This window comes from Anaerococcus sp. Marseille-P9784, from assembly GCF_902500265.1.
GTDB lineage: Bacteria > Bacillota > Clostridia > Tissierellales > Peptoniphilaceae > Anaerococcus.
Genome location: NZ_CABVOZ010000003.1, coordinates 474,615 through 495,554 on the forward strand (window position 1 = coordinate 474,615; position 20,940 = coordinate 495,554).

General features: G+C 34.9%; 13 protein-coding genes. 5 read left to right on the top strand and 8 right to left on the bottom strand.

Annotated features, from left to right (window positions below; all coding sequences use genetic code 11):
• Positions 1-67: 67 nt before the first annotated feature.
• Complete coding sequence (locus GAN53_RS08930) at positions 68-484, bottom strand: sigma factor-like helix-turn-helix DNA-binding protein (protein WP_001051307.1); 417 nt, start codon at positions 482-484, stop codon at positions 68-70.
• Between the two features lie 215 nt (positions 485-699).
• Between GAN53_RS08930 and GAN53_RS08940 the strand changes: the two genes are divergently transcribed.
• Together GAN53_RS08940 and GAN53_RS08945 are read left to right on the top strand one after the other, a co-directional pair.
• The gene (locus tag GAN53_RS08940) at positions 700-1,293 is read left to right on the top strand and encodes a helix-turn-helix domain-containing protein (RefSeq protein ID WP_151409095.1); all 594 of its coding nucleotides are present in this window, start codon (positions 700-702) and stop codon (positions 1,291-1,293) included.
• Entirely contained in the window at positions 1,281-2,150 is an 870-nt protein-coding gene (locus GAN53_RS08945) for an IS3 family transposase (protein ID WP_263969942.1), read from the top strand. Before GAN53_RS08940 ends, GAN53_RS08945 begins: the two co-directional genes overlap by 13 nt.
• Before the next feature lie 202 nt (positions 2,151-2,352).
• Here the strand turns inward: GAN53_RS08945 and GAN53_RS08950 are convergent, their stop codons facing one another.
• Genes GAN53_RS08950 through GAN53_RS08970 form a run of 5 tightly spaced genes read right to left on the bottom strand, consistent with a single transcriptional unit; the run spans position 2,353 to position 8,342 of the window.
• Positions 2,353-2,586 carry a hypothetical protein gene (locus GAN53_RS08950; RefSeq protein WP_000908215.1) on the bottom strand — a complete coding sequence of 78 codons (234 nt, stop codon included), beginning with the start codon at positions 2,584-2,586 and terminating at the stop codon, positions 2,353-2,355.
• 12 nt (positions 2,587-2,598) lie between these two features.
• A complete protein-coding gene (feoB, locus tag GAN53_RS08955) occupies positions 2,599-4,620 on the bottom strand; it encodes a ferrous iron transport protein B (RefSeq protein WP_000724384.1) in 2,022 nt (673 codons plus the stop codon).
• A 3-nt stretch (positions 4,621-4,623) separates the two neighbouring features.
• Positions 4,624-4,848, bottom strand: a complete 225-nt coding sequence (locus tag GAN53_RS08960; protein ID WP_000440564.1) for a FeoA family protein — start codon at positions 4,846-4,848, stop codon at positions 4,624-4,626.
• Positions 4,835-6,583 carry an ABC transporter ATP-binding protein gene (locus tag GAN53_RS08965; RefSeq protein ID WP_000912753.1) on the bottom strand — a complete coding sequence of 583 codons (1,749 nt, stop codon included), beginning with the start codon at positions 6,581-6,583 and terminating at the stop codon, positions 4,835-4,837. Before GAN53_RS08965 ends, GAN53_RS08960 begins: the two co-directional genes overlap by 14 nt.
• Positions 6,576-8,342: an ABC transporter ATP-binding protein gene (locus tag GAN53_RS08970; RefSeq protein WP_151410731.1), complete on the bottom strand. Its 1,767-nt coding sequence runs from the start codon at positions 8,340-8,342 to the stop codon at positions 6,576-6,578. Before GAN53_RS08970 ends, GAN53_RS08965 begins: the two co-directional genes overlap by 8 nt.
• A 216-nt stretch (positions 8,343-8,558) precedes the next feature.
• On the opposite strand from GAN53_RS08970, the gene GAN53_RS08975 reads away from it, so the two are divergent.
• The 3 genes from GAN53_RS08975 (at position 8,559) to GAN53_RS08985 (ending at position 11,416) form a co-directional block, all read left to right on the top strand.
• Positions 8,559-9,530 (top strand): helix-turn-helix transcriptional regulator, encoded by a 972-nt coding sequence (locus GAN53_RS08975; RefSeq protein ID WP_000376298.1) that lies wholly within the window; start codon positions 8,559-8,561, stop codon positions 9,528-9,530.
• 195 nt (positions 9,531-9,725) lie between these two features.
• On the top strand, positions 9,726-10,082 hold the full coding sequence (locus GAN53_RS08980; protein WP_000013381.1) for a plasmid mobilization protein: 357 nt from the start codon (positions 9,726-9,728) through the stop codon (positions 10,080-10,082).
• Between the two features lie 2 nt (positions 10,083-10,084).
• Positions 10,085-11,416: a relaxase/mobilization nuclease domain-containing protein gene (locus GAN53_RS08985; protein ID WP_151410732.1), complete on the top strand. Its 1,332-nt coding sequence runs from the start codon at positions 10,085-10,087 to the stop codon at positions 11,414-11,416.
• Between the two features lie 68 nt (positions 11,417-11,484).
• On the opposite strand, the gene GAN53_RS08990 is transcribed toward GAN53_RS08985, so the two are convergent.
• Together GAN53_RS08990 and GAN53_RS08995 are read right to left on the bottom strand one after the other, a co-directional pair.
• Positions 11,485-12,144 carry a single-stranded DNA-binding protein gene (locus tag GAN53_RS08990; RefSeq protein ID WP_151410733.1) on the bottom strand — a complete coding sequence of 220 codons (660 nt, stop codon included), beginning with the start codon at positions 12,142-12,144 and terminating at the stop codon, positions 11,485-11,487.
• 40 nt (positions 12,145-12,184) lie between these two features.
• A complete protein-coding gene (locus GAN53_RS08995; protein WP_151410734.1) occupies positions 12,185-20,905 on the bottom strand; it encodes a helicase-related protein in 8,721 nt (2,906 codons plus the stop codon).
• Between the last annotated feature and the right edge of the window lie 35 nt (positions 20,906-20,940).

A 20,940-nucleotide genomic window follows, 5' to 3' on the forward strand; every position in this document is an offset into this window, starting at 1 on the left:
TAAAAAAATATAAGGACAGATCTCCCTTCAATTTATAAAGGAAAATCTGCCCCCATCTACAAGGCGTTTACTTTATAAATTCTTTCAAAAGCACCTTTAGCTTTTTAAGAATATTGTTTTTTCGCCATTGTATAGCTTGATAGCTTACTTTCTTACTTCTTGCTACACTCGATAATGTTTCATCATTAAAATACAAACGCTCTATGATGTCCCTTTCTTCATCATTCAGCCTTGACATAGCCTTTCTGACTGTTTCAATTAAGATCTGAGTTTCAATTATTTTTTCTACATCCACACTTTCATCAGCAAGGTTATCCACAAAATTCCCGTCATGATCCAATGATGAAAAAAAGAGCAAGTGGTTTTTCTTGTCCACCTGCTCTAAATACTTTTCGTGTTCTTTTTCTCGCCAGTAGACTTTATAAATATCTTCACTGACTTTTACCTTTTGCCCTCTGACATAAAGGTAATACTCTTTTGCCATAAAGTTTCCTCCATTTCTTTTTTTGTCTGCGTTTTTAGACAAAAAAAGGAGGACTTCTGCACATAGGCATAAAAAGTCCTCTAAAATGAACGAAACCCGTTCTTTCCTTAATTGTATTTAATTGTTTAGACGAGTGAGTATATGAAAAGACTGACAGATTGAACTGACCCCCAAAAGTTAGACCTAAAAACTAACTAACGGAGGTCAGTTTTTTAATGGCAAAATATAGCACAGAATTCAAAATGAAAGTAGTAAAAGAATATTTAGAATCAAACATCTCATATAAATCTTTATCAGACAAATATTGCATACCATCAGAAAGCGTAGTGAAAAGCTGGGTAAATGCATACAAATCACAAGGCTATGAAGGACTAAAAGTAAAAAGAAAAAATACACAATATACTTTGGAATTCAAGTTAAATGTAGTAAACTTGTACTTAACAGGAGAAATGTCCTATCAAAGCCTAGCAAACAATCTTAAAATCAATAATCCATCAATAATCACCCGATGGGTCAATGAATATAGAGAAAAAGGAATTGAAGGACTTAGATCTAAAAAGAGAGGAAGACCTTCAAAAATGCCAAAATCCCCAAAGAGATCAAAAGACACTAAAATAGAATCATCAGCAAACATAACTAATTTAGAAAATGAATCATTAACACAAGCACAACTAAAAGAAAAGATAAAGAAATTAGAAGAAGAAAACTATTGGCTTCAATTAGAAAATGATGCAATAAAAAAAAAGATAGAATTGTCTCAAATGACAGATACAGAAATAAGACAATTGCTGAAACAATCAAAGTCTTAAGAGATAAATACAAACTAAAAGACTTGTTAAAATACTTTAACATTGCCAAATCAACATACATGTATTGGCAAAAACGCTTAAATAAACCAAATAAAGATCTAGAATTAGAAAAGAAAATACTTAAAATAAGAAAAGACAATCCAAACTACGGCTACAGAAGAATAACAGCAATGTTAAAAAGATCAGGACTGATAATAAACAAAAAGAAAGTACAACGATTAGTTCAAAAGTTAAAACTTCAAGTAAAAAGCTATTCAAGAAAAACAAGAAAATACTCATCCTACAAAGGACAGGTAGGAAAAATATCAGACAACAAAATAAAAAGAAACTTTAAAGTGGAAACACCATACACACAAATAACAACAGACACAACAGAATTTAAGTATTTAGAAAAAGATAAAACAGGAACATATCAAATAAAGAAACTCTATCTAAACCCATACCTAGATATGTACAACAGTGAAATACTTAGCTATGAAATATCAAAACACCCAACAATAGAACCAATCTTAAAAGCCTTAGACAAAGCAATAGAGGTAACTAATAAAAATAAAGAAAAAAGAATATTCCACTCTGATCAAGGCTGGGCATACCAAGTAAAGCAATACACATCAAAACTAGAAGAAAATGACATCACTCAATCCATGTCAAGAAAAGGAAATTGCTTAGACAACTCACCAATGGAAAATTTCTTTGGGATATTAAAACAAGAAATATATTACGGAAATAAATTCTATTCATACGAGCACTTAAAACAAACAATTGAAGATTTCATAAAATATTACAACGAAGAAAGAATAAAAGAAAAATTAGGATACTTATCACCAATAGAATACAGAAAGAAGAATGCAGCATAAAAATTTCCTACCCCTAGGGGTAGGATAGGACAAAGAAATACCAGGGCTAGTTTAGTTCTAACTCTGGTATTAGGTCCAACTTTGTGGGGTCACCTTAAGATATAAAGTTTATAGAAAAAGGGCTATTTTTATTGCGACTTATTATTTGAAATAAACATATAGACTTTCCCATTTTATTCCTCCATTTATTTACCGTTTATTATCAATCTTTTACAATCCAAATATCATCTTGATTAACAACACAATTCGAGCATCCCGAACATTGACTTTGGCATTTACTTGTTGCAGACCTTTTAGTTTTTACCAAATATCCATTATTTTCGAGATATTCAATTTTCATTTTTACACTATCTAAATCCTCACCTGTCAGTTCAGCAAGTTCTTGCAAAGTGCAAGTCTTTTTCTTTTTCAATACTTCTAATAGTTGTATAAGCATACTTATCACACCTTAAAAAATCAGTAGTCCAATATGATATGCAACACAAGATATAATTAGAGCCGATAATATATAATACAGTGCTATTTTTATCGTCCATTTTTTTGAATGTGTTTCTTGTGCAGTAGCTGCAAGAGCCATTAAACAAGGCATATTGAAGAAAAAGGCAAAAGTAAATGCTAAGGCTTCCGGCTTTGAAATCATTGTCAACATATTATTGCTTAGAATAGCGGTATCTACTGTCCCTTTAACCTCAACTGCATGCCATATTCCTGAAGAAGTAAATAATGATGCCATTACTCCTAATGCCGATTCTTTTCCCATTGCAGAAGCAACAAAAGCCATAAATAATTGCCATGGTAACCCAAACAATTTTGTTACAGGCTCTATAAATGTTCCTACTTTATAAATAAGGCTGTTAGCTATATTTCCATCAGGCGTATAGGCAAGAATCCAAAATATAACAGAAATAAGGATAATGATACTCAATGCCCTTTTCAGTACATTTCCCATCCTATTCATTACAGAAGAAAGTAAATTTTTCCAATGTGGCTTGTGATATGGTGGAAGTTCCATAATCATTCCAAAATGTTCACTTCCCTCATAAAGCGATTTTCTAAAAATCCTATATGTGATTAGTAAATGTAGAAAAGCAACTGCAAATAGGCTTAATATCACAAATACTGCCTGTTTTCCGAAGAATGTTCCTGTAACAAGCCCGACTACTCCCCATGTTGACCCGCAAGGGACTACCCAAGATAATGCAATCGTCATAACCCTCTGTCCCCATGAATCAATTACTCTCGTTCCTGTGATTCCACCTATATTACAACCGAAACTTAACAAGAACGGCATAATTGCTTTTCCTTGCAATCCTAATTTCGACATAGTGTTGTCAAAGACATAGGAAACTCTTGCCATATATCCTACATCTTCCAAGAATCCAAATACTAAGCTAATTCCCAATACATAACTTGCCATTTGCAATGCAAAAGTAATTGCAGTCATTACGGCTCCACACAAAAGTGAAATCAGCCAATTTGATACTCCAATGGCAACAAGCCCCTTTGCCAACAATGTTGATATTTTAGGTATAACAAACCCAAATAACCCCATTAGCGGAAATCCGATGAGCATAGAAGCAACTAATCCTAAAATGATAACTCCGATAGCCATAGGTTTTCCGAAAGCTTTACTTGTGGCTATACGATCAAATTTGCTTCTCTTAAATACTCTCTTTTTCTGAACAACATTTGCATTTAGCAGTTTATCTATCCATTCAAATTTACAATTACCGGTTATTAAATTGCCATTTTTTATGCTTTTTAATACGTTCTCTATTTCTTCAAATTCGACTTTTTCAACATTATCTTTTACTAACGCAATTACTTTTGCATCCTGATCTAATAATTTTCCGATAATCCACGACTTTGAAAATACACCTATACCTTTATCAGGGATATGTTTTTTTAATAGCTTATAGTTATCTCCAACAATATTTTCATATGCCCTTTCTAAATTTTCGTCAGATAAAATTTTTCCTCTATCTGAATGCTCCAGAAAAGCATAAAACTCTTTGTATTCCTTTTTATCTGCCGCAACGATAGGAATGACAGGTATATTCAAGGATTTTTGTAACCCCTTTATATTTATATTTTTCCCTTGACTTGTAGCAACATCCATCATGTTCATGATTAAGACAACCGGAATATTTATTCCAATGTAGTCAGAGAGCATAAATAGACTTCGATTTAATTGTGAAGCATCTGCCATAATAGCAATTAAGTCTGCGTTCCCGGTTTCTATATATTCTCTTGTTATAACTTCTTCCTCTGAATTTGCTGATAATCCGTAAGTTCCTGGTAAATCCACAATCGTATAATTGGTATCTTTATACGAAAATTCGCCTTCTTTTTTCTCAACGGTTTTACCCGGCCAATTTCCAACATGTTGATTTGAGCCTGTCAACCCATTAAACAAAGTCGATTTTCCGGAATTAGGCTGCCCCAGCAAAGCAATCGTTATTTTCTTCATATCTCAAAGTTCCTCCATCATTATTTTCTCTGCCTCTATCTTATTGACAGCTATCATCGTATCTCTACAATAAATGAGAATAGGTTGCTTTTTATAATTCTGGATAACTTCAACATCGCTTCCGACAGTTATTCCGATAGATATTATTCTGCTTTGAAAATGTGTATCACCAATAATTTCAACAACTTTACCTTTTGTCTTTTCTTTCAAAGTACTAAGCCTCTCCATAACTATTCTCCTTTATCATCCACTTTTTCGCTCTTTCCTGTGTATTTACCATTTCATAGTAATGTCCTTTTTTTCCATAAAGTTCATTATGATTTCCTTGTTCTTCAATTCTTCCGTTATTTATCAAAATAATTTGATTAGCGTTTTTAATGGTATTCAATCTGTGAGCAATAACAAAAACTGTCTTTCCTTGCATTAAATGCTCCAAAGCATTATTGATTTTAGCTTCATTATCAGGATCAAGAGAAGCTGTAGATTCATCCAACAAAAGAATTGGTGCATCCTTCAGAATCGCTCTTGCAATAGCAATCCTTTGTCGTTCACCGCCGGATAATGTACTTCCTCCATCTTTTATTTCCGTTTCATATCCATCCTTCATTTTCAAAATAAATTCATGGCAACAAGCTAATTTTGCAGCTTGATAAACCTCTTCCTTTGTTGCATTAGGTTTTCCAACCCTGATATTGTTATAAACAGTATCGGTTAACAGTACATTATCTTGAAAAACCTGACTAACATATTTAAGCAACACATCAGGTTTTATGGATTTTATATTTTTTCCACCAATTATAATTTCTCCACTATTTACATCCCAAAATCTTGCAATCAAATTAGCGATTGTAGTTTTTCCTCCACCGGAAGGACCAATTAAAGCTGTAGAAGTTCCTTCTTTTGCTTCAAAAGAAATATTGTTCAGAATCGTTTTATTTCTATCATAAGAAAAATTTACATTCTTAAATTGAATATCAAAATTTTCTAATTCAACTTCATTTTCAGAATAAGGCAATGGCTTCGTTTCATAAGCTTTCTCAAGATTACTTGCAGCTAATTTCAAATCTTTCAATAGTCCATAGGAATGTTGAAAGGCAATAAGAAGTGCAGATAATGCTAAACTCATAAGCATAAAAGCCACAAACTGTTCAGTTCTAACACTACCATCTATAAGCAAATATCCTCCTATAAGAAGAACTATCGGAAGCAAAAAGTTAACTGTGATAAAGTACATACTTGTAGGTAACGCCATTTTCTTTTCTGCGTTTACGCTTGTCTTTCTAACATTTTCAAGTGTATTTATCATTCTTTCAAAATGTTCACTTGTCATATTAGCTGACTTAAACGCTTTCATACCTTGAATGTACTCTAAAATAATAGAAATCATCTTAGAATTTAAATTTCTTTTTCTTGCCCCGTATTTTTCTATCAATTTGTTGCCCCATATCAACATAGGATATGCGATAAGCAATACTAAACACTCTAATAATGCGAGCTTCCAATCGATAAAAAATGTGCCTAATAAAATCAATATTGCTGTAACTGCCGTTTTAATAACCGATGGTAAAGTGTGCGTTATGATCAGTTCAAAACTACTCAAATCCTTTGTAAGAGTTGATAATAGATAACCACTACTATTTTTTTGGAAATGACCAAGGCTCAAACTCCTATAATGATTTGCTAAATCCAAACGCATATCTCCACACATTTCAGCTCCTCTTGAAAAGCTCAAATAGTATGCATGCCTATAAATCAGTATCCTTGCAACCATACTGATGAAACATATTACCGTATATTCTATGATTAAGGTTTTAGTTAATGTATTTTGCAATATATTAACAACGGTAAAATAGAGCATTAAATACAAAACAATGCTTCCTATCGAATCAATAACCATTAGAAAAATCGGTAAATACAATTTTTCTTTTTTATCTTTCAGAAGTGTTCTAATAATCTTAAGCATTTGCACTTACCCCCTCTCCAAAGTAATCTTTTGTGTATGTATTCCACATACTTTCATAGACCCCTTTTCTTTCTAAAAGAGTTTTATGTGTTCCAACCTCTACGACTTCCCCTTCATCAAATACAACAATTTGATCTGCATTCTTAATAGTATGCAAACGATGAGCAATCATAATGATTGTTTTATTTTTCAACAAGTTTTGAAGTGCTAACTGTATCTGATACTCATTTTCTATATCTGAATAGGAAGTTGCTTCATCAAAAATAATAATTGGAGAATCTTTGAGTATTGCCCTTGCGATTGAGATTCTTTGTTGCTGTCCACCTGACAATTTCACCCCTTGATCCCCGATTCTTGTCTGATATCCATTCGGTAAACTCATAATAAAGTCATGAATTTGTGCTGCTTTTGCAGCCTCAATAATCTTATTTTCATCTGTATCTGTTCCCATACGAATATTCTCATAGAGAGTGTCCTCCAAAAGAAATACATCTTGAAAAACAAATGATGTAATGTCCATCAAATTATCTATTTTTAATTCATTGATCGGTATGTCGTTAATTTTAATTGCTCCACTTGTTACATCCCAGTACCTCCCAATCAATTGTGCAGCAGTTGTCTTGCCTGCACCGGAAGGTCCCACAAAAGCATTTATTGTATTCGGTTTTAAGGATAAATTTATATGTTGTAATGCTTTATTTTTTGTTTCTTCATCGTCATAACTGAAAGTAACGTCTTTAAAATCTATTTTCATACACTCATTCTTGTTTATGATTTTTGTTCCGTCTTTCAATTCATCCATATCCATTATTTTTTTTATGTTATCCAATCCGCTTCCAAGCTCCATAGATTGCATAAAGATTGTTACCATATTTAAGAACGAAACAAAAAAGCACATTGTAAGCATAATAAATAGCAAATAGGATGTTGCTGATAAAGAATTTCTCAAAAAGAAATATCCTCCGAACGGCAATGTAAATAAGATTGCTGAATCCAAAACCACTAAGGTTATTGATAAAGGATAGCAAGAGCTCATACACATCTTTTTCCAACAAGTAATATACGCATTCAATGAGCTTCTATATTGTTCAAATTTTTCTGCTGTTAAATGATACATTTTTATTACAGGCATAGCCTTTATAAATTCGTTTGCCGAAGCATTTAAATCAGCAATATCTTCGGATAGCTCCATTGACATATCCGGATAATTTTTCATTAGCATCATAGGAATTCCTAATCCCAAAATCATAGGAATAAGCATAACAAGTGCCATCATCCAATTTAATTTCAACATGAAAATGAACATAATAACCGGAACAACTGCTGCCTGAGCTAATTCCAAAGTGCTATGAGCCAAAAAATTTTCAACTCTATCTACATCATCAAACAACAATGTTTTAATTTCTCCGGGGGCATGCTCTTGAAAGAATCCCAAATTAAATTTTGAAATATGATTTACAACTTTCAGCTTAATTCTGTGTATTGTGTTAAAAGCTGCTGTATGAGATAAAATGCCCGCAAAGGACATTAGTATTGCTTGCAAAACAGCACTTATAATTCCTATACCTGCCCACATTAAAATTTCTGTATACGAAATATTTTTCTGGAATATCATTAGTAATATCTTATAAACTACAAAATAAGGAACTAATGATAAAGCCGCAGAAATGACAGATAAAAACATTCCTAAATGTAGCTTTTTTCTCTCATTTTTTGCTAATTGGAATACATAAGATATCCCTGTCTTCTTTTTTTCCATTAGTTATTCCATCTCCTTTCCTGACCGTTAGCTATATCTAACTAACTACATTTATTATAAAGCTAATTTTTTATAACTCAAAATCTAACCACGAATTTCGGTATTCCTTGTAACCCCTTTATTTGTAAGCTTTTCATCAGTATTTCTATTTACATTTTTATAAATTTGTGATATAATTAAATAAATTTGTGATATTAAAAGAGGTGAGCAGAATTGATGGATAGAACAGTAATTGATTATTTAACAAACTTAGTACATGACGCTCCTTTTATTCCTGTTCCAACTTTATCAACTGAAAACAAACAAATCTTTCAAATAGATCCCCATTTTGGCAAAGGTACTTTTCGCATACTAAAATTTGACAGCAGTTTAATTCTAATTTTAATCGCTAACTTTACTCCAAACAAAACACTTGAAAAAATAACTGAAGTATCTGAAAAGTATTTAGAGATTAGTCAATTTGAAACAGAAAGTAGCTCATTTAAAGTTGGTGGAAGGAAGTTAAATAATGTAGAAAAAGGTATCTATTGCTACTTAAATACAGAAAAGAAAACTTATACCTATTGTGAGGCAAATAAGCCTGTAAAGTTTACGAAAATAATCTTAACCAAAGAATACTTTGATACTTTCTTAAAATTAAAATATGATGATTTTGAATATGAAAAAGCAAAGATTCTCAATTCTTATTTGTTAAAAACTCAAAATTCTCCGCAGTTGAATTTTATATTTCAACAGATAAGAGAATCCCAAGCTGAAGGAAAGATTTTGCCTTTATATTTGGAAAGCAAAGTTATGGAACTATTATCTATCATAATTACAGAGTTAGAAGAAAAGGAAAAAAATATATCCGTTGTTTTAACTAAAAAAGATAAGCAAAATCTGAAAAGGGCTGTATCGGCTATGAAAAAAGATTTATCGGTTCATATTGACGGACTTGAACTCTCTAAAATTGCTTTAATGAGTCCTGCACGATTTCAATTAGCTTTTCGCAAATACTACGGTGTTCCTCCCTACGAGTACTTAAAAGAATTAAGGCTTAATAAGGCATTATTATTGCTGAAAAATCCTGAGTATAAAATATCTACGATAGCAGAAAAAGTTGGCTATACACACACAGGACATTTTGCTAAAATATTCAAATCAACTTATGGTATCACACCAAGTAAATATAGAAGTACAATTACTTAAACTAATATTAGAATTCAATATGTGCTTAACGCTTGCTACCATAATCAGTCTTTTGTAGCAAGCACAGTAAGTGTACGGACACTTACGGAAAAATTGATGAAGCAGCCCTTTGGGATCTGCTTCTTTTTTTATCAATTTTTAGCTTGTTAGGGAGAACCCTAAGACCCCGAAATACATTCAAAGGAGGAACTAACTATGGCAAATAGAATAAGAAACGAAAGACTTGAAATTAAACTAACTGAAGAAGAAAAGGCTCTTTTTGAAGAGAAAAAAAGACTTGCGAAGTGTAGAAACATGAGCCATTTCATCCGCAAATGCGTTTTGGAAAAGGAAATTTATCAAGTGGATTTAGAGCCTTTCAGAGATTTACAAGGCTTACTTTCTAATGCAACAAACAACATCAATCAGATTGCAAAGCGAGTAAATTCGACAGGTGTAATCTACAAAGAGGACATCGGTGATATAAAAAAAGAGATTGAACATTTCTCAAAAGAGCTGTGGCAAATTCATTCACTACTTCTGAAAAGAACATCTGAAACGGAAGGTGAATAATAATGGCTATTACAAAAATACATCCAATAAAATCGACTCTTAATCTTGCTATCGACTACATTGTAAATGGAGATAAAACAGACGAGCAGCTTTTAGTAAGCACTCATAAATGCCACGAATCAACTGCTCATACTCAGTTTTTAAGGACACGAAATGACGCAGGAACAAAAGGAACCGTTCTTGCAAGACATCTCATTCAATCATTTTTACCGGGAGAAACAAGTCCTGAATTGGCTCACCAGATTGGTATGGAGCTGTGTAAAAAGATACTCAAAGATGAGTACGAATTTGTCTTATCTACTCACGTAGATAAGGGGCATATCCACAATCACATCATCTTCAATAATGTAAATATGGTAACAGGTAGGTGCTACCAGTCTAACAAGAAAAGCTACCACCAAATCCGTTATCAGAGTGATAAACTCTGCAAAGAAAATAGCCTATCTGTCATTGACGAGTTTTACGAAAGCTATAAGAAAAAATATAAGATTAACGGTAAATCTTGGTATGAAAATGAACAGGCAAAGCATGGAACTTCTTGGAAAAGTAAACTTCAATTTGACATTGACAGAATGATTAAACAGTCTAAGGATTGGGACGAATTTTTAAAGAAGATGGCTGATTTTGGCTATGAAATCAAATACGGTAAGCACATTGCTTTTAAGCCAAAAGATAAGGCGAGATTTACAAGGGCTAAAACAATCGGAGAAGATTATACCGAAGAAAGATTAAAAGAACGAATTGCAGAAAGAGAGTTTATCAAGACTCCTGCCGTCAAAAAACGCATCGGCAATGTTATTGACATGAACACAAATGTTAAAGTAAAAGAAAGCAAAGGCTATGAATATTGGGCAACCAAACATAACCTTCATACAATGGCTGAGTCTGTTATTTATATCAGAGAACATGGCATTAAATCCGTTAAACAGCTTGACGAGTATATTCAAAAAGCAGCCGATGAAAGGCAAAATATACAAGAGAAAATCAAGGCTATTGATAAGGAAATGCAGAAGCTTTCTACCACTATGGAGCAAGTTCATACCGTTAAAAAATACAGAGCGTGCTACAAGGAATATACTGCTAATCCGTCTGACAAGGCATTTTTTGAAGAGTACAAAGCTCAGATTACCCTATATGAAAATGCTCTCTCAGAGCTTAAAAAATCCTATTCCAAGCTCCCAAATTCAAAGGATATTTTAGCTGAGCTTGATAAATTACAAGAAAAAAAGAACACCCTTATGCAAGAGTATTCTTCCTCAAAATCCACTATGGACGAGCTTTATAAGATACGAAAAAATTACGGAATTTATATGGGTAAGGAGATGGAGAGATAATCTTCATCTCCTTTTTTCGCAAATAAAAAAAGAGTCGGTGCAGTCCCAAGACCACACCGACCATAAGTTTATCTTTCAGCTTCTTTTGATGTTTCTTTCTTTTCTTTAGGCTTTTCCTTATCTTCAGCCTGATATTTTTTGATAGCTCCAAGCACAGACTCTTTCTTTTCATCTCGACCTTTCATCTGTTCTTTTGCCTTTAAGAGCTTTGAAGAAAGTATCCTGATGTTAGTATGTTCCTTGCCGTTATCGTCAACGGAAGTTCTGATCTGTCCAAAGAGTTTTACAAAATCTCCCTGCTTAAAGTCTTTTGGAATATCACCCTTTTCTCCGTATGCGGAGCAATTATGATATACCTTATTGCCCTCATCATCTTTAGATGCCACAGAGAAGTTTACTACCTTAAAGGCTTCGCCGTTCTTATTTTCTCTTTCAACTACATCGATCTTTCCTACAATATTTCCAACGATATTGACAAGATTATCTTTCTCCTCTTGAACATAAGGAAGATCTTTAATCTGCCCCTGTTCTCTTAAATCTTCAATCATGTAATCAAATTCCTCATGCAGTAAATTAAGGCTGTCATTGTCCATATAAGCCTCATAGAGCTTATCCAAAGCACTTTCATCGTTGATACCTTTTTCCATGCTGATAACTGCCTTAACAAAGTCCTTGTGATTATCACTTACCATATCTTCTATCTGATTTCTCATTGTTTTGTAATCCATGTTTTATCTCCTTTCATGGTAAAAGGGAGGTTTCCCTCCCTTATCGTACATATTCCTGTTCTTTTGCAGTTTGCTTTTCTTCTGTTTTACTTTCTTCCTGATAGGCTCTTATCTGTCCTAAGATAGATGGTTTATCACCCGTTTTCTGTGTGGCTTCTTCTTTGGTATGCAAATTATCTTCAACATCATAGGTTGACTCAAAATAATCGCTGTCCTTAAAGTCATTGTCATATCTGTCAGCAATTCCATCATTATCAAGGTCTTTAGAAAGTGGATCATAGAAGTTACCTTCATCATCAATGTCCAGTCCCAGAGTTGCCTTTAAGTCCTCGGAATCCACATAGACTAAATCTTCAAAAGAGGATAGCTCTATTTCATTTTTCATATTCCTTAGAGCTTCATTTTCTCCCTTGCTTTCATAGTCAAAGCTCTCTGTTTTGATTGGAGTATCATCAATATACTGTGTCCATGTTTTAGCTTCTAAATTAAGCTCATATTGGATGCCGTGTCTTTCGTCAGGTGTATTGGTATAGGCGATGCCGATATGCTTTAAGTCAGGATATAGAGTATCAAACTCATCATAACTATGGTTTTCTTCATATTCTCTGTTGCAGAAGTCTATGATGGCTCGTTTTACATCTTCCACAAGAGGATTGTCATTTCTCTCTTCTTCCACTTCTCCCATATCAAGGAGCTTATTTAACTCAGCAAGCCTTAGTATCTTAGACTTTAATTCTTCCGCTTTTTCAAATGGCTTTTTTAATTCTTCTTTGGCATTTTCCAGTTGTTCCTTTGTGCTGATGAGTTTTTCTTCAAGTCTCTTTAATTTCTCAGGCATTTTCTCAAGAGCATTATCAAGCCTTGTAATATTACCGTCCGCACTCGTTCCAAGCTCTCCTGAATGCTTTGCAGCACCGTTTAAACTGAAGTTATGCTCATTGGTGAAAAAGTTGTAACTTACCTCTAAATCCATGTTTCTATACTTCCCGATAACTTTGCTTTCATTGATTTTTACTGTAGAAATAGCTTCAAGCAGCTTTTCTCCGGCTAACTTTTTATCTAATATCTTCTCACCACCGATAGTAATATAAGTAAACTTTTCCTCTCCTTCCGCTTTAGGTTCAACTTCTGATATATCTTTCTTGACAGCTTCTATGAGTTTTTCCGTTCTTGAAATTTCTTCCGGATAGTTTTTAGCAACCTTATCCTCTAATCTGTAACGGTTGGACTTGTAGTTTGCTTCAAGCATTTTAAGTTTTGTAACCTCATTATCCAAATCCATCTTTTCCTTGATTTTCGGATCACCTGTAGCAAGGGCTTTAATCTCTGCATAGTTTAAGCTGCTTTCGTCCACATCTTCCGCCACTCTTACAGGTGTTTTACTTGTCATAATCTGAGAAATGAACTTCTGTTTATTCTCGATGGTCTGCCAAAGGTACGCATCAAAGGTATTCTCCGTTACATATCTGTATATGCTAACTTCTTTGTTTTCATTTCCCTGTCTTACAATTCTTCCGGCTCTCTGCTCAAGGTCGGCAGGACGCCATGGGACATCGAGGTCATGAAGTGCAATCAGCTTGTTTTGCACATTCGTTCCGGCTCCCATTTTCTGTGTAGAACCCATCAAAATACGAATTTCGCCTTTTCTTACCTTTGCAAAGAGTTCATCCTTTTGCTTATCGGAATTTGCTTCATGGATAAAGGCTATTTCTTCTTTCGGTATTCCCATTGCCACAAGTTTTTCTCTAATATCATCGTAAATATTAAACTCTCCATCTCCTTTTGGAGTTGACATATCGGAGAAAAGAAGCTGTGTGGACTTATTTTCTCTTGTCTTATCCCAAATGGAAAAGACATTTTTCACGCACACATTGACCTTGCTGTCAGGATTGTCAGGAAGTAAAGGATTGATTAAACGCTGATCTAAGGCGAGTTTCTTACCGTCATTGGTAATTTTAAGCATATTATCTTCGTCAGGCTCTACTACCCTGTTTCTCACATCATCAGCTCTTTCCGATAAGCTCTTTAGGATTTCCTTTTGCTCCTCACTTGGCAAAGTTTTAATAACTTCATAGTGTGCTTCAGGTGTTGGAAGATTTAGCATATCTGCTGTCTGAATATCCGCAACTTCTTTAAACATAGACATTAGTTCAGGAAGGTTATAGAACTTGGAAAATCTTGTCTTTACTCTATACCCTGTACCTTCAGGAGATAATTCAAAAGCTGACTGCGTTTCACCAAAGGTAGAAGCCCAGCTATCAAAATGCTCCAAATTATTCTTTTTAAGGCTTTCATACTGAAGATAACGCTGCATAGTATAAAGCTCTGTCATCGAGTTACTGACAGGCGTTCCTGTGGCAAAGACAATACCTTTTCCACCTGTCATTTCATCCATGTATCTGCACTTCATAAACATATCGGAGGACTTAAAGGCTTCAGACTGTCCAATACCTGCTACATTCCTCATTTTTGTGTAAAGGTATAGATTTTTGTAATTATGTGCCTCGTCAATAAAGAGCTTATCTACACCTAATTCTTCAAAGGTAATGACATCATCTTTTTTAAAATCATCGTTTAACTTTTCAAGCCTTGTTTCCAGCTTCTTTTTTGTTTTTTCAAGCTGCTTTACCGTAAAGTTCTGATTTCTGTCATGCTTATATTCCTCCACATAGTTTATAATTTCATCAATCTGATCTTGGATATGCTTCTCCTGATATTCCTTACTCATCGGGATCTTTTCAAACTGTGTATGCCCGATTACAACGGCATCATACTCTCCTGTGGCAATTCTTCCGATAAATCTTTTTCTGTTTTTCGGCTCAAAGTCTTTCTTATCTGCAACCATAATATTAGCTGACGGATATAGCTGCATAAACTCACGACCGATTTGACCTGTTAAGTGATTGGGGACAACAAACAAGGACTTACTGCACATTCCAAGCCTTTTACTTTCCATCGCAGACGCCACCATTTCAAAGGTCTTACCACTACCTACCACATGGGCAAGCAAGGTATTTCCTCCATAAAGGCTTCTTGCTATGGCATTTCTTTGATGAGGTCTTAAATCAATTTCTGTGGTCATTCCCTCAAAAGAAAGGTTGCTGCCGTCATATTCTCTGTTACGGATAGAGTTAAAACGCTCGTTATATATCTTTACAAGACGGTTTCTTCTTTCCTGATCGTTAAATATCCAGTTCTTAAATTCTTCTTTTAGAAGCTCCTGCTTTTGCCCTGCAAGAAGCGTTTCCTTTTTATTTAATACAGAAGTTTTCGAGCCGTCCGGATTTACAATCTGGTCAAATACCTTTGTTTCTTTTAAATTTAGAGCATCTTCAATCAGCTTATAGGCATTTACCCTTGAGGTGCCGTAGGTCATCTCTGCAAGGTCATTTCCTCTGTCCCTGCTCTTTCCTTCAACATTCCATTCACTTGTCAGATTTGAAAACTTAACCTTAATATCCCATTTGGCATATCCCGGAGTTTTCAGCGTTTCAAAGATGAATTTTTCAATATCCTTAATCGGTATCCAAGTAGCTCCGAGTCTTACATTGATTTCACTTGCTTCAAGCTCCTTTGGAAGAACTTTTGTAAGCTCTGCCTTTTGATATTCCAAACGGTTCATCTCATAGCTTATCAGCTCTTTTTCTTTCCCATCTTCCGCATAGCCAAGATGAGGCAACTCTCTTTCCGTTTCCCTTAACTTTGCAAGGTAACTGTCTACTATGGCAATTTTGTCCCTGATATTTCCGCTTAAATACTCATCCTTTGTTACATAGCCGTACTTATATGAATTACTGCCGTTTGCACAGGCAAAAGGTAGATCTCCATCTTCAAGGTTAAAAGATAATGGTCTATAAAAGTTTTGTTCTTCTCTGATGTTTAGATAGATTTCCCCTCTAAGTTCTTCTATCAAAGTCGGTCTGTTTTTATCTGTAAGGCTTCCCATATACTCAAAATCCACATATCCTTTTTCAGATACCGATAAAACAAGAGCTTCAAGGGAAGTGTCTACATGGTCGATAACCTTCGCCTTTGTGATTGTTCGCTTGGAGAAAATATCTCCCTTTGCTTTGAAGTTTTCTTCTTCGTCAAGGATTTCAATGGAAGAAACAAGCGGGAAGTTGCTATCCTCTTTTAAGGCTCTGGTATTAGAAAGGTTATTGACATATCCATGCTTCTTAGAAAAGCTGTCATAAATTTCATTTAGTTTTTCCTGAGCTTTCTTTACTTCATCATCTGAAAAATCTTCTTTCTGTTTGGAAATAACATCCTTTAAGGCAGCATTTAACTCAAGATAGTCTTTAATCTTTTCCTTGTTTTTATCCGTTACTTCTTTCTTTACAAACAGGGAATTTTCTCTGTAATAAACTTCATCATCAATAATGGTATATGAAAAGTTTTTAACATCATCTGTGGCAGGAATTGAGGTAATTTCATCATCAAGTAGCTCTATTTCTTCATAATTAGCATTTTTAGAGATTTCTTCGCTTGCTTTTGTCAGTAGCTCCTTTAAGTCTGTGTTTTCTTTTGGCAGGCAAGCTATTGTATTCCCAAATCTTCCAGATATTTCTTCCATAGAACCAAGCACCTGTTCAGGATGATCAACAAAGTATTTGTTATATAAAAGCCCGTTTTCATCTTCAGCAAGGTGAATCCAGTCCTCATCCCTTTCTCTGATACTGTCCCTTTTCTTTAGGAAGATAATATCTGAGGTTACTTCTGTTCCTGCTACGCCCTTAAAGGTATCGCTCGGAAGTCTTATCGCTCCTAAAAACTCTGCTCTTGCTGCAAGGTAGCGTCTTACACTTTCGTCCTTTTTATCCATCGTTCCACTTGATGTAATAAAGGCGATAATACCGCCGTTTCTTACTTTATCAATGGACTTGGCAAAGAAATAATCATGGATAAGGAAGTTATTTTTGTTATACTCCCTGTCATTTACCTTGTATTCTCCAAAGGGTACATTGCCGATAATCGCATCAAAGAAGTTATTTGAGAAAGAAGTTTCTTCAAGCCCCTTAATCTGTATATCACTTTCAGGGTATAAGAGTTTTCCAATTCGACCGCTTACAGAGTCAAGCTCTACACCATAAAACTTAGACTTATTCATTTCATCAGGGATATTGCCTATAAAGTTCCCTATTCCCATACTTGGCTCTAAAATGTTTCCCTGTTTAAATCCCATATCCGAAAGCGTCTTATACACTCCGTCAATCACTGTTTTCGGTGTGTAAAAGCTCGTTAAAGTAGATTCTCTTGCAGCTTCATATTCTGCCTGAGATAAGTTCTCTTTTAGAAAGCTCCTCACTTCTTTCCACTGTCCGCCTTTTTCTTCATCGAATACATCAGCAAGTCCTCCCCAGCCAACATACCTTGCTAAAACTTCCTGAGCGGTAATATCTAAATCTCTCTCACCTCTTTCAATTCGATTTAACATCGAGATTGCTTCAAGGTTATTGTTTAACCTTTCACTTGGTGATAGTTTGTTAGGGAGCGTTTCTTCCGTAATTTTGAAGTTATGAGCTTCTGCTTTCTTTATTTCTACTTCTTCAGTAGTCTGCTCTGGATGTTTATATGTCAGATTTTCAAATATCCTCTCAAGGTCGCTTTCCAGACGATAAGGAATGACATCGGAGCCTGTTATCATACCGCCAAGATATTCAGTATTATCTTTAACTGTTACCGTCTTTAGGTTATTTCCCATATCATCAAAGCGTGTGATGGTATAGTCTTTATCCTTGTATCTGACTTCATCTCCAACGATAAAGTTTGGTCTTTCAAGGCTTACCTGCTCTAATAAGTCCTCATTATCATCAAATGTTACAATCGGTATTTGATGATTACCACTTCTTACCGGATCAAGCCATAAGTCATTTCTTCCTGTGATTTCATTTTTAGAAATTTCTCTGACTTTGTATTCTTCATGATGAAAATAGACGGTATCACCTGCTTTAACTGCCAAATCATCTAAAGGGCTTTCCTCTTTTTCATTCAGCTCAACTTCTTCTCTATCCTTTAGGTAATCAAATAAGGTAGCCTGAACTGTGTCAACCCGTTTAACTTCTTCTGTTTCTTCAGGTGCTTCAAGCTCTGCTTTATTTTCAAAGCTAAGTTCTCCGTTAAAGACAGACTGAAGCTCCTGCTGATCCATCTGTTTTTTAAGTTCACTGTCTTTAAGCTCTCTAAAGGTCTTTGGGAAATCCTCTAAAATAAGCCTTTGTGCGTTTAGTTCCTTCAGCTCCTCAAGATTAAAATATCCCCATTCAGGCTCAATCCCAAGAACAAGTCCAAAGGCATCACCGCTTTCCCTGTCATACTCCGTCATATACCAAGTCCAATTTGAACGGAAAGGAATGATATATGCAGCATGAACCTCTTTATCCGGTAATGCTACATCCTCCTGTGCGTAAAGCTCCGGCACTCTTTCAAGCATTTCATCGGTCATTAGGTTTTCAGGATCATCTTTGGAATAATATTGTGGTTCTTCAATCTCTGACTTGTTTTCTGTTTCCTTTTCTTCAAGATAAAGATTTTTAGAAAACAGCTCGTCGATATGCTTTGCAACACTTGTCCAAGTAAGAAACACATCATTACAATCATTTTTCTGTAATTTAAGTCCCTTAGCATCGTGCCATTCATCACTTCCCATTGCTCCGGAAACAGCATGGGAATGTCCTCCAATTCCATATTCGTCTTTTAAGAAATTCGCTTTTTCCTGAAGCGTATGATTTTCTTTAAAAAACTTGGTGATTCGTTCTTTTCCTCTATCAACGCCACTTCCTCTTGAAAGACTTTCAAGGACTTCATCTTCTGTAATAAAGGACTTTACCTTCGGAAGTTCTGTCAAATTGGTGCTATATTCCTTTCGTGGCAGCTCAAGTTCCTGTAATTTCTGATAAAGGCTATCTACCTTGTGATAGTGAAACCTTAGTACATTCCTATTTTCTTTGTATCCTGCTAAAAATCTGCTGTATTCTTTGATTATTTGTTTTAGGTATTCAGGATTTTTTAATGCCTCAGAGAGTCTTTTTGTTTCTTCCGGAAAGCCCCCACCTCTTTCATAAAATTCAAAATATCCTTGCTCTTTTCCTTCTTCACTTAAATCATGCGATAGATACCATAGAGATTCTGAAATCCGATCTCTTTCATAATCAAGAGCTTCTAAAAGCTCTACATTTGTAGCAAATTCCCCACTATTAAGAAGTTCATTTATCCTCTTTGCAGCATCATTCCAGTTTAAGACCTGCGTATCATCTTCTCTTGCCGATGTTCCGTAAGCTAAATGAATGCCTTTATTCGAATACCAGGAAGATACTTCTTTTTCATCAATGTAAAATCCATTTCCTCCTTTAAAGGTATCTTTGAGGTATTCTCCCAATTCTTCTACTGTTTTTTCTTTGGAAAACTCAGCAATAACAGGAAGTCTACCGCCATCGTGATTTCCTCCATTAATAAGGACGGTATCTATATCCTTCTCAGTTAGTGGAATCGTAAGGCGTATCTGTCCATAGGGATTTTCAGGTAAAGAAAAAGAAGCCTTTTCAGCTTCTCTTATCTCTGCCTCAGTATTTTCTTTTAGATTTCCACGACTTCCTTGATGGTCATTTCTTTGAGGGCTGAAATCATCGCCCCATACTGCGGATTGTTCTCGTCCTCTATCTTCCAAGCTGCCATCAGTTTCGGTTTCTCTGTTCTCATAAATTCTATCGCCTGTTTCTGAATGTCCATCAGGTGTCCTGTCAACTTCTTCTCCTTGTATAGATCTACTAACATCTCGAAGTGGCTCTGCTCCTCGCTCTGTGAAAGAAACTCCAGCCTCATCACTGCGTAGGTCGGATTTGGATACTTCCTTATGAAGTCCGTCTCTTCCTCCAAGCTGTTTAGCGTATTCTCCTTGATTTTCTCTATTATCTCGTCCGTACTCTCCATTTCGGAGAACTCGCTCGTTTTCATTTCTTCCCTGATCATCTCGTCGAAGTACATATGCTTCTACCTCCTCTAATTCTTCTTTAATCTTATTATATCCCGCTTCTTTTCCTCTTAAAACTTCTTTTTGAAGCTCAAGTTCTTTGCTTTTTTGAATGGTCGCATCAATAATCTTTCCGCTAATATCCGATACGGTTTCACCAAGACTCATTAGAGATATGCTGTCAAGTCTTTGAAAATTCTCTCTTAAAAGCTCATAATTTATCGAATAATCTAACTTAAATCTTGACGCTACCGTATAACTTACCGAGTCCCTTACAAACTTGGTAAAGGATATTCTATCCTCATCCGCTACTCTAAGTTCATTCATTAAGGTATCTATTTTTTCATCACCGTAGAGTCTGCTTAAAGAAAAGATGTTTTCAAGTGTGCTTTTACTTTCCTCATAGCCCTCGCTTTTAATCATTTCCTTTAACACTTCTTGATGGTTTTCTTTGTCAAACTTCCAAAGATTTACTTCGTTGACATCTCTGTTTCTTGACACTGTCTGACCTATATCAAAAATATAGTCCACTTTTTTGAATGTGCCATAGTCCTCTAAAATGGGGATACCTTTCTGTCCTCGCATAACTGTTCGGTTAAAGCGTTCCCTCCAGTAGTCAAACTTGGCACAGGCTGTCGCTTCAGGATTTTTATCATAGATACTTAATTGACTTCTAAAGTCATATCTTTGATTGTTTCCGACAACCTTTAAGAGCTTCAGATACTCTGCTTCACTATGAAGCACATCTTGTTTTATAAGCTCCAAAATGTTATGAAAATCATTTATTCGCATTTTTACCTCCTTCGTTTTTCCAAATAAAAAAAGGC